Annotated in this window: 6 protein-coding genes; 3 read left to right on the top strand and 3 right to left on the bottom strand. The window is 61.2% G+C overall.

Going from position 1 to position 8,704, the window contains the following annotated elements; genetic code table 11:
• A partial coding sequence (glgB, locus tag AACR77_RS21565; RefSeq protein ID WP_042883057.1) for a 1,4-alpha-glucan branching protein GlgB occupies window positions 1-2,018 on the bottom strand: 2,018 nt, incomplete at its 3' end.
• 82 nt (window positions 2,019-2,100) lie between these two features.
• Complete coding sequence (gene malQ, locus AACR77_RS21560; RefSeq protein WP_042883055.1) at window positions 2,101-4,290, bottom strand: 4-alpha-glucanotransferase; 2,190 nt, start codon at window positions 4,288-4,290, stop codon at window positions 2,101-2,103.
• A 346-nt stretch (window positions 4,291-4,636) separates the two neighbouring features.
• Here malQ and gap point away from each other — a divergent pair, with 346 nt between their 5' ends.
• The gene (gap, locus tag AACR77_RS21555; RefSeq protein ID WP_010672882.1) at window positions 4,637-5,632 is read left to right on the top strand and encodes a type I glyceraldehyde-3-phosphate dehydrogenase; all 996 of its coding nucleotides are present in this window, start codon (window positions 4,637-4,639) and stop codon (window positions 5,630-5,632) included.
• Window positions 5,633-5,737: 105 nt separating this feature from the next.
• On the top strand, window positions 5,738-6,598 hold the full coding sequence (locus tag AACR77_RS21550) for a D-hexose-6-phosphate mutarotase (protein WP_042883053.1): 861 nt from the start codon (window positions 5,738-5,740) through the stop codon (window positions 6,596-6,598).
• Window positions 6,599-6,668: 70 nt separating this feature from the next.
• Here the strand turns inward: AACR77_RS21550 and nadA are convergent, their stop codons facing one another.
• On the bottom strand, window positions 6,669-7,742 hold the full coding sequence (gene nadA, locus AACR77_RS21545) for a quinolinate synthase NadA (protein ID WP_010672880.1): 1,074 nt from the start codon (window positions 7,740-7,742) through the stop codon (window positions 6,669-6,671).
• 142 nt (window positions 7,743-7,884) lie between these two features.
• Between nadA and AACR77_RS21540 the strand changes: the two genes are divergently transcribed.
• A partial coding sequence (locus AACR77_RS21540) for a cache domain-containing protein (protein ID WP_042883051.1) occupies window positions 7,885-8,704 on the top strand: 820 nt, incomplete at its 3' end.

The raw sequence follows: 8,704 nt of genomic DNA, 5'->3' as shown, positions 1-8,704 counted from the left end.
TAGCGCCCGGCAGCCGGCACCCCGAGACGGTAACCGATGCGCGGCACCGGGGTGAAGTTGCAGGCCACCACCAGCGGATGGGCCCCCAGCTTGTCGGCCCGCAGCCAGGCGAAGATGCTGTTGTCCGCGTCCTGGTGATCCAGCCAGCGGAAACCGGCCTGGTCATAATCCGCCTGATACAAGGCAGGTTCATGACGATAGAGGTGGTTGAGATCCCGGATCAGCCGCTGCTGGCCGCCGTGCCTGGGGTACTGCAACAGGTGCCAGGGCAGCTGGGCATCGTGATTCCACTCGTTGCTCTGGGCGATCTCGGTACCCATGAAGTTGAGCTTCTTGCCGGGGTGGGCATACATGAAGCCCATGTAGGCGCGCAGGTTGGCGGCCTGCTGCCACTCGTCCCCGGGCATCTTGTAGAGCAGGGAGTGCTTGCCGTGGACCACCTCGTCGTGGGAGAGGGACAGAATGAAGTTCTCGTCATAGTGGTACACCATGGAGAAGGTCATGTCGTTGTGGTGGTAGCGACGGTGAATGGGCTCTTTTTGCATGTAGCTGAGGGTGTCGTGCATCCAGCCCATATTCCACTTGAAGCCAAACCCCAGGCCACCGAGGAAGGTGGGACGGGAGACCCCGGCAAAGGCGGTGGACTCCTCAGCGATGGTCATGGCGTGGGGGTACTTGCCGTACACCTCCTCGTTGGTCCACTTCAAGAGGCTGATCGCCTCGTAGTTGTGGTTGCCGCCATCGACGTTGGGCACCCACTCACCGGCGTTGCGGGAGTAATCCAGATAGAGCATGGAGGCGACCGCATCCACCCGCAGGCCGTCGATGTGGAACTTGTCGAGCCAGAACAGGGCGCTGGCCACCAGGAACTGGCGCACGGTGTCGCGACCGAAGTCATAGATGTAGGAGTTCCAGTCCGGGTGCCAGCCACGGCGCGGATCTTCGTACTCGTAGAGCGGCGTGCCGTCGAAGCGGGCCAGGCCGTGGGCATCGGACGGGAAGTGGGCGGGCACCCAATCCAGAATCACGCCGATCCCCGCCTGGTGGCACTGATCCACGAAGTATTTGAAATCGTCGGCCGTGCCGTAGCGGCTGGTGGGGGAGAACATGCCCACCGGCTGGTAGCCCCAGGAGCCGCTGAAGGGGTGCTCGGAGACCGGCAGCAGCTCGATGTGGGTGTACTCCATCTCCTTGATGTAATCCACCAGTTCCACCGCCAGCTCGCGCCAGCTCAGGCTGTCGCCGTTAGGGTGACGCTTCCAGGAGCCCACGTGCAGCTCGTAGATGGAGAGGGGCTGTTCGCGCTTGTCATTGAGCTGACTCTCGCGCCAGGCGGCGTCCTGCCACTGGTACTGGCCGTGGTCATAGACCACTGAGGCGAACGAGGGGTACTGCTCGCAGTAGAAGCCCACCGGGTCGCTCTTGTGGGGCAGGCGATTGCCCGCCGGGTCTTTCAGTTCGAACTTGTAGCGATCCCCGGCCTTGAGCCCCGGCACGAACAGCACCCAGTGGCCGCACTGGCTGCGCTGCATGGGGTGACGGCGTCCATCCCAGAAGTTGAAATCCCCGATGAGGCTCACGGCGGTTGCGCTAGGCGCGTAGACGGCAAAGCGTACCCCTTCCACCTGCTGGCCGAGGTGCGTCACGGTGCGCAACTGGGCGCCGAGGGTGTGGTAGAGGTTTTCCGGTTGCCAGGTGAGTTCAGCCAGCCCTTCCCAGGCGGTAGCCTGGAACTGATAGGGATCGATGATGTCGGCACTGGCGTCGGCGTAGGTCGCGATGAGCTGGTAGGGGAAGGGATTCTTGCGGCGGGTGAAAACAGTTTCAAAGAGGCCCGCTTCGTCAGCGGCGGTCAGGGTGGCAACTATCTTGCCTGACTTGAGATCCCTGACCCGGACCTCGAGTGCATCGGGCAACCAGGCGGTGAGTTTCAGGCCTGGCCCATCCGGATTGGCCAGCAGGCCTAGATGGGAGAAGGGATCGGCACAGCGGGCGGCAACCAAACGTTCAACGGGCATCGACATTTCCTTTGATGGCTGAACATCCGCTTCGGCCGAAGCCGAAGCGGATGAAAGTGAGTCACATGTTGGCGTTCAAGGCTCAACGGCTGGCCTCGTCACGGGCCCGGCTCATCTTGCCCGCCAGATTCTTGAGCGCCTCGTCGGCGAAGATATCCTCCAGATCCCGGGAGAGCTTGCGACGCCAGTTGGGGTACTCGTAGCTGGTACCCGGCACGTTGACCGGCTTGTCCATCTCCAGCCAGTCTTCGAGCTGGGTGCTGAACAGGGCACAGCTGCCGCGGGACATGTGCAGTTGCAGACCGTGGTTGAGCTCGGTATTCATGCCGACCCAGTTCACGTCTTGACTGATATTGCCAGAGATGACCCCATGAGCATGCAGGCTGTCAAGGATCCGCTGCTTGGCCTGATGGCGATCAGCATACAGGGTCTTGAGTACGTCTTCATCCGGGTACAGGCCCAGTTCGCGTCCCAGCGCCAGATCGTCGCAGTGCCAGAAGCCTTTGAGGGTCGGCATGTCGTGGGTGGTCAGGGCGGACATCGCCTGCTCGGCGTAGTGCGCCGGGGAGATGAAGCCACCATCGTCCTTGGAACGCTCGAAGAAGAACACCTTGTAGGAGTGGACGCCGTTCTCTTTCAGGGTCACGTCGATCCCCTCCGGCACGGTACCGAGATCCTCCCCGATCAGCAGACACTGGTTGCGGTGGGACTCGAGGGCCAGGATCCCCAGCAGATCGTTCACCGGGTAATAGATGTAGGCGCCCTTGGCGGCCGACTCTCCGGGCGGCACCCACCACAGGCGCAGCAAGGCCATCACGTGGTCGATGCGCAGGGCGCCGCAGGAGCGCATGTTGGCGCGGAACAGATCCACCATGGGCTGGTAGGCGGCCTCGAACAGCTGGTTCGGGTTCATGGGGGGCAGGCCCCAGTTCTGGCCGAGGGGGCCGAGGATGTCGGGCGGTGCACCGACCGAGGCTTTCGGGCAGTAGAGATCCCGGTTTGCCCAGATCTCGGTGGAGCCTTCGGAGACGCCGACCGCCAGATCCCGGTAGATCCCCATCACCATGCCGGCGGCCTTGGCGCGGGCATCGGCCCGGGCCAACTGCTCGTCAGCCAGGAACTGCAGATAGAGATAGAAGGCCACATCCTGCTGGTGCTCGGCCATCCAGGCCGCCACTTCGGGGTTGTGGTAATCGCGCAGCGCCTCGGGCCAGACCGGCCAGCCCCAGGCATTCTCGCCCTTGGCATAGAAGTGGGCCTGAAGGGCGTCAAACGCTGCCTGCTGTTGCAGGCTGTCACCGCCGGCAGCCACGAAGGCATCGAACGCAGCCTGACGCTCGGCGCTGAAGCTGGCCTGGTCGAACACCTGGCGCAGCATCCCGATCTTGGTCTGGATGACGCCGGTGTAATCCACGTTGTCCTTGACCCGCAGGGAGGTGAGGTGCTGCTGGAAGGCCGGGCTCGCCACCTCCGCTTTCAGGCGATCGTTGCCCAGGAATTCGGGCACCGCTTCCACGTCGATATAGGCGACGTTGAGCCAGCGACGGGAAGAGGGGCTGTAGGGGCTGGCACTCTCCGGGTTCGCCGGATAGAGGGCATGAATGGGGTTGAGACCGACGAAGTGGGCTCCCCAGGCGGCGGCATTCTCAACCAGCTGGCCGAGATCGCTGAAATCGCCGATGCCCCAGTTGTGGCGGCTGCGCAGGCAGTAGAGCTGGACGCTCGGACCCCACACCTTGCGACCATTGGCGATGGGCGCCTGCTTGTAGCAGGACTTGGGGGCGACGATGAGACGCATGGTGGCCAGCGGCTCGTCATTGCCCTCTTCCAGCAGGATGAGCTGGTGATAACCCAGCGCAGGCTGCACATCCAGGGTGACGCGATAGGCCTGACACTCCATCTCCTCGAACTCGGCCACCCCGACCAGCTCACCCTCGATGGGAGTGAGTTGACCGGACAGCACTGCACCCTGCTCCTGCTGGAGCTGCCAGGTGAGGGCATCGTTGACGAATTCGATGGGGAGGCGAACCTCAAGAGTAACGGCGTCGCCGCTGCGTACCACCATCACGGGATCCAGCGCGCGCAGCCAGTGCTGGCGGTGCTCCTGCTCAAGCTGTTCGGACAGGGCGGCCTCGTCGTCGACGCGGTAGCCCATGGCGCCCAGCATGGCGGCCTTGCTCTCTTCCGATACCAGGGCCGGCTGGCCCCAGGCATCAACATACTCACTGGCAATGCCTTTGGCGGCAGCCAGCTGTTCAATCAGGGTGGTCATAGTTTGAGAATTCCCGCTGTGGATTCTGTCTACGCTATTTTGTGATTAATTTTTATGGTTGGTACTTGAACAGTGGCTCTTTGGCCATGCTAAACCGCGCACATTTTTACATATCTCCCCGGCTGGATGTGTGACCGGGCAGGCACTATTGTTGTTCTCTGCCACCGACTTTGCTGATGATGCATTCAACAAAAGTTGGTAGCCAGTTACATAAACCGAAAATAAATTTCACAGTTTTTCATGATATAGCGCAATTTCGCGCAGATTGTTGGTTGACTCGCGAGGGAGTTCTAGTAAATTTACAAACGGAATTTTCTTTGACTACTGAACAGTTAGGTAACCAATTATGACTATCAAAGTAGGTATTAACGGTTTTGGCCGTATCGGTCGTTTCGTTTTCCGTCTGGCCGCTGAGCGTGCTGACATCGAAGTGGTTGGTATCAACGACCTGATCGACGTTGACTACATGGCTTACATGCTGAAGTACGACTCCACTCACGGTCGCTTCAAGGGCACTGTTGAAGTCAAAGACGGCAACCTGATCGTCAACGGCAAAACCGTACGTGTTACCGCTGAACGTGACCCGGCCAACCTGAAATGGGGCGAAATCGGTGTTGACGTTGTTGCCGAAGCAACCGGTCTGTTCCTGACCGACGAAACCGCTCGCAAGCACATCGCTGCTGGTGCCAAGAAAGTCGTACTGACCGGTCCGTCCAAAGACGCTACCCCGATGTTCGTCATGGGCGTCAACCAGGATTCCTACGCTGGCCAGGACATCGTTTCCAACGCTTCCTGCACCACCAACTGCCTGGCCCCCATCGCCAAGGTTCTGAACGATACCTTCGGTATCGAATCCGGCCTGATGACCACCGTTCACGCTACCACTGCTACCCAGAAGACCGTTGATGGTCCGTCTGCCAAAGACTGGCGCGGTGGCCGCGGTGCGGCTCAGAACATCATCCCGTCCTCTACCGGTGCTGCCAAGGCTGTTGGCGTGGTCATCCCGGAACTGAACGGCAAGCTGACCGGCATGGCCTTCCGCGTGCCGACTCCGGACGTGTCCGTTGTTGACCTGACCGTCAACCTGAAGAAAGAAGCGTCCTACGCTGAAATCTGCCAGGCCATGAAGGCTGCCTCCGAAGGCGCCATGAAGGGCGTGCTGGGCTACACCGAAGACGAAGTGGTTTCCACCGACTTCCTGGGTGAGCGTCAGACTTCCGTGTTCGATGCCAAGGCTGGTATCCAGCTGAACAAGACCTTCGTGAAAGTCGTCTCCTGGTACGACAACGAAATGGGCTACTCCAGCAAGGTTCTGGACCTGATCGCTCACATCTCCAAGTAATTTGGGATGCGCAATCGCGTAGCTTGAAAAAAGGCGGCCAATGGCCGCCTTTTTGTATTCTGAATCACGGACCCTTTCTGAATGTCCCCGAGCACTGGAGCCTTTATGACACCGACACGTACGCTGACTGCCCACTGCACCCTGAGCCAGGATGGCCTGCCCCTGCTGACCATAGACAATGAGCACGCCAGGGCCGAGATAAGCCTGTTTGGCGCCCATGTGCTGCGTTACCAACGCCATGGTGAACCGGCCTCTCTCTGGCTCAGCGACAAGGCGATACTGGATGGCAGCAAGCCCATTCGCGGCGGCATTCCCCTCTGCTGGCCCTGGTTCGGCCCCTCCCCCGCTCGCGTTGGCAGCGGCAAGCCGGCTCATGGCTTCGCACGCAACTGCCTGTGGACGCTGGATGGGGTCTCCGATCACGGGGATGGCACACTCGTCCACCTCTCCCTGCGTGACAACGATGCCAGCAGGACGCTCTGGCCCCATGCCTTCGAGCTGGAGCTGGACGTACTGGTCGGCAAGGAGCTTTCCCTGGTGCTGACCACCCGCAACACCGGCAAGTCAACGCTCACCTACAATGCCGCCCTGCACACCTACCTGCAGATCAGTGCGCCGGAAGCGGTAACCGTGACCGGCCTCGGCGAACCCTATCTGGACAAGCTGACCGGCCGAAACGAACTGCAACAGGGAGCGCTGACCGTCACCGCAGCCATGGATCGCATCTACCGCCAGCCCGATGCCATGGTCAGCGTGCAGGATGGTGAGCGCACCACCCGGGTGGTCAGCGGCAACCACGACAGCGTGGTGGTCTGGACCCCCTGGCAGGAAGGGGCCAGCGCCATGGCCGACATGAGTGACGACGGTTATCGCACCATGCTCTGTGTCGAGGCGGCCATCACCGCCGAGGACGGGATCACCGTCGCGCCCGACGAGGAGCACAGCTTCTCCACCGTCATCATCTGACGATACGGCTGACGGATAAATCAAGAGGGCTCCCGCGGGAGCCCTCTTTGCATCTTGCCATCAGGGTCAGTCAGGCGTTGCCCTGGGTCTTGAGCTTGAGCTCGGCGGCGAAATCCAGCATGCGGTCGAGCGGGACAAGCGCTTTGAGACGCAGTGCCTCATCCACATGGATCTCGTGACGCTCGGCACCGTCGGTCAGGGCTTCCTTGATGGCCACCAGGCCGTTCATCGCCATCCAGGGGCAGTGGGCGCAGCTGCGGCAGGTGGCACCATCACCGCCGGTGGGCGCTTCCACCATCTCTTTCTCCGGGCATGCCTGCTGCATCTTGTAGAAGATGCCGCGATCGGTCGCCACGATCAGTTTCTGCTGGGGCAGCTCTTTGGCGGCCTTGATGAGCTGGCTGGTGGACCCCACCGCATCCGCCAGCTCGATGACGGAGGCCGGGGACTCCGGGTGCACCAGCACGGCGGCATCCGGGTTCTGGGCCTTGAGCTCGCGCAGCGCCTTGGCCTTGAACTCGTCGTGCACAATGCAGTGCCCCTGCCAGCGCAGCATCTCGGCCCCTGTCTTCTTCTCGATGTAGGCGCCGAGGTGTCTGTCCGGGCCCCAGATGATCTTGTGACCCTGACTGTCCAGATGTTCGACGATCTCCAGCGCAATGCTGGAGGTGACCACCCAGTCGGCCCGTGCTTTCACCGCTGCCGAGGTATTGGCATAGACCACCACAATGTGATCGGGGTGGGCATCGCAGAAGGCGGAGAACTGGTCGATGGGACAACCCAGATCAAGAGAGCACTCGGCCTCCAGCGTCGGCATCAGCACCCGCTTGTGGGGGCTCAGGATCTTGGAGGTCTCTCCCATGAAGCGCACACCGGCCACGATCAGGGTCTGGGCCGCATGGTCGCGCCCGAAGCGGGCCATCTCGAGGGAGTCACCCACGAAGCCACCGGTGGCTTCTGCCAGGGCCTGGATCTCGGGATCCGTGTAGTAATGGGCAACCAGCACGGCTTGGCGCGCCTGCAGCAGCACCTTGATCTCGGCGATCAGGGTCGCCTTCTGCTCGGGAGTCAGGGGCTGTGGTTTGGCCGGGAAGGGGTAGTCCATCTCGACTACCGGCGGAATACTGCTCAGTGCATTGCTCATTGCGACTGTTCCATCAACGCTCGGGAAGGCCAAAATTATAACCAGAAGCCGTGCACAAACCCATCAACAAATCCAGTACAGTACAACTGTCAGGATCCGCTCCGACCATATCGTTGTCATTCTTGCCAAAAGGAGTTGTCGAATGAAACAACGTCCGCTCAAGACCAAGTTGTTGTTGCTCACGCTGGGACTTTTTCTCGCCAGTGGCGTCGCTATGACATGGATACAGTCCTCCTCGCTGAACGGACTGCGCGATGACATCATGGCGCAGACCCGTGGCGCCCTGGAGCAGGAAGTTTCCCGTTCCCTGCAATTCCAGGCAGAGCGGTATGCCGTGCAGATCGAAGACCAGTTGCAGCAGGCCTATCAGATACCGCTCGGCATGGCGGCGCAGCTTGAAGGAAGCATGGCCCAGCCGGACCAGCGGCTGAGCCGCCCGCAAGTGGAGCTCCTGCTTGGCAGCCGCCTGCGCCAGGCAAACGGGATCAGCTCCATCTACGCCCAGTTCGAACCCAACGGTTACGACGGACAGGACGCCGACTGGCAGACGGGCACCAGCCATTCGGTTGCCGGCAAGGGCAGTCTCGAGGTCTACTTCACCCGGGAACAGAACGGAAACATCGCGCAGCAGACCATAGATGCCGCCACCAGTGACGCCAAGTTCGACACCTCGCGCAATGAATTCGGCATTCGCAACAGCGAGTGGTATCTCTGCGGTCGCGAGACTCGTCGCCCCTGCCTGATGGAACCCTACCTCTACGAGATAAGCCCTGGCCAGAAGATGCTGATGACCAGCCTGACGGTGCCCGTCCTCAAGGATGGCAAGTTTGCCGGGATCACCGGGGTCGACATGAACCTGCCCATCTTTCAGCAACTGGCCGAGCACCTTGGCAAGAGCCTCTATGACAACCAGGCCGAGGTCACCCTGGTCAGCAAGACGGGCTTCATCGTCGGCAGCAACC

It is taken from the genome of Aeromonas sp. ZOR0002, from assembly GCF_963866995.1.
GTDB classification, from domain to species: Bacteria; Pseudomonadota; Gammaproteobacteria; order Enterobacterales; family Aeromonadaceae; genus Aeromonas; species Aeromonas caviae.
This window is presented reverse-complemented; position numbering and strand designations above follow the sequence as displayed.

Bases quoted from the DNA above. Each gene is read 5' to 3' on its own strand.
- malQ (WP_042883055.1), bottom strand. From the start codon at position 4,290: ATGACCACCCTGATTGAACAGCTGGCTGCCGCCAAAGGCATTGCCAGT.
- gap (WP_010672882.1), top strand. From the start codon at position 4,637: ATGACTATCAAAGTAGGTATTAACGGTTTTGGCCGTATCGGTCGTTTC.
- AACR77_RS21550 (WP_042883053.1), top strand. From the start codon at position 5,738: ATGACACCGACACGTACGCTGACTGCCCACTGCACCCTGAGCCAGGAT.
- nadA (WP_010672880.1), bottom strand. From the start codon at position 7,742: ATGAGCAATGCACTGAGCAGTATTCCGCCGGTAGTCGAGATGGACTAC.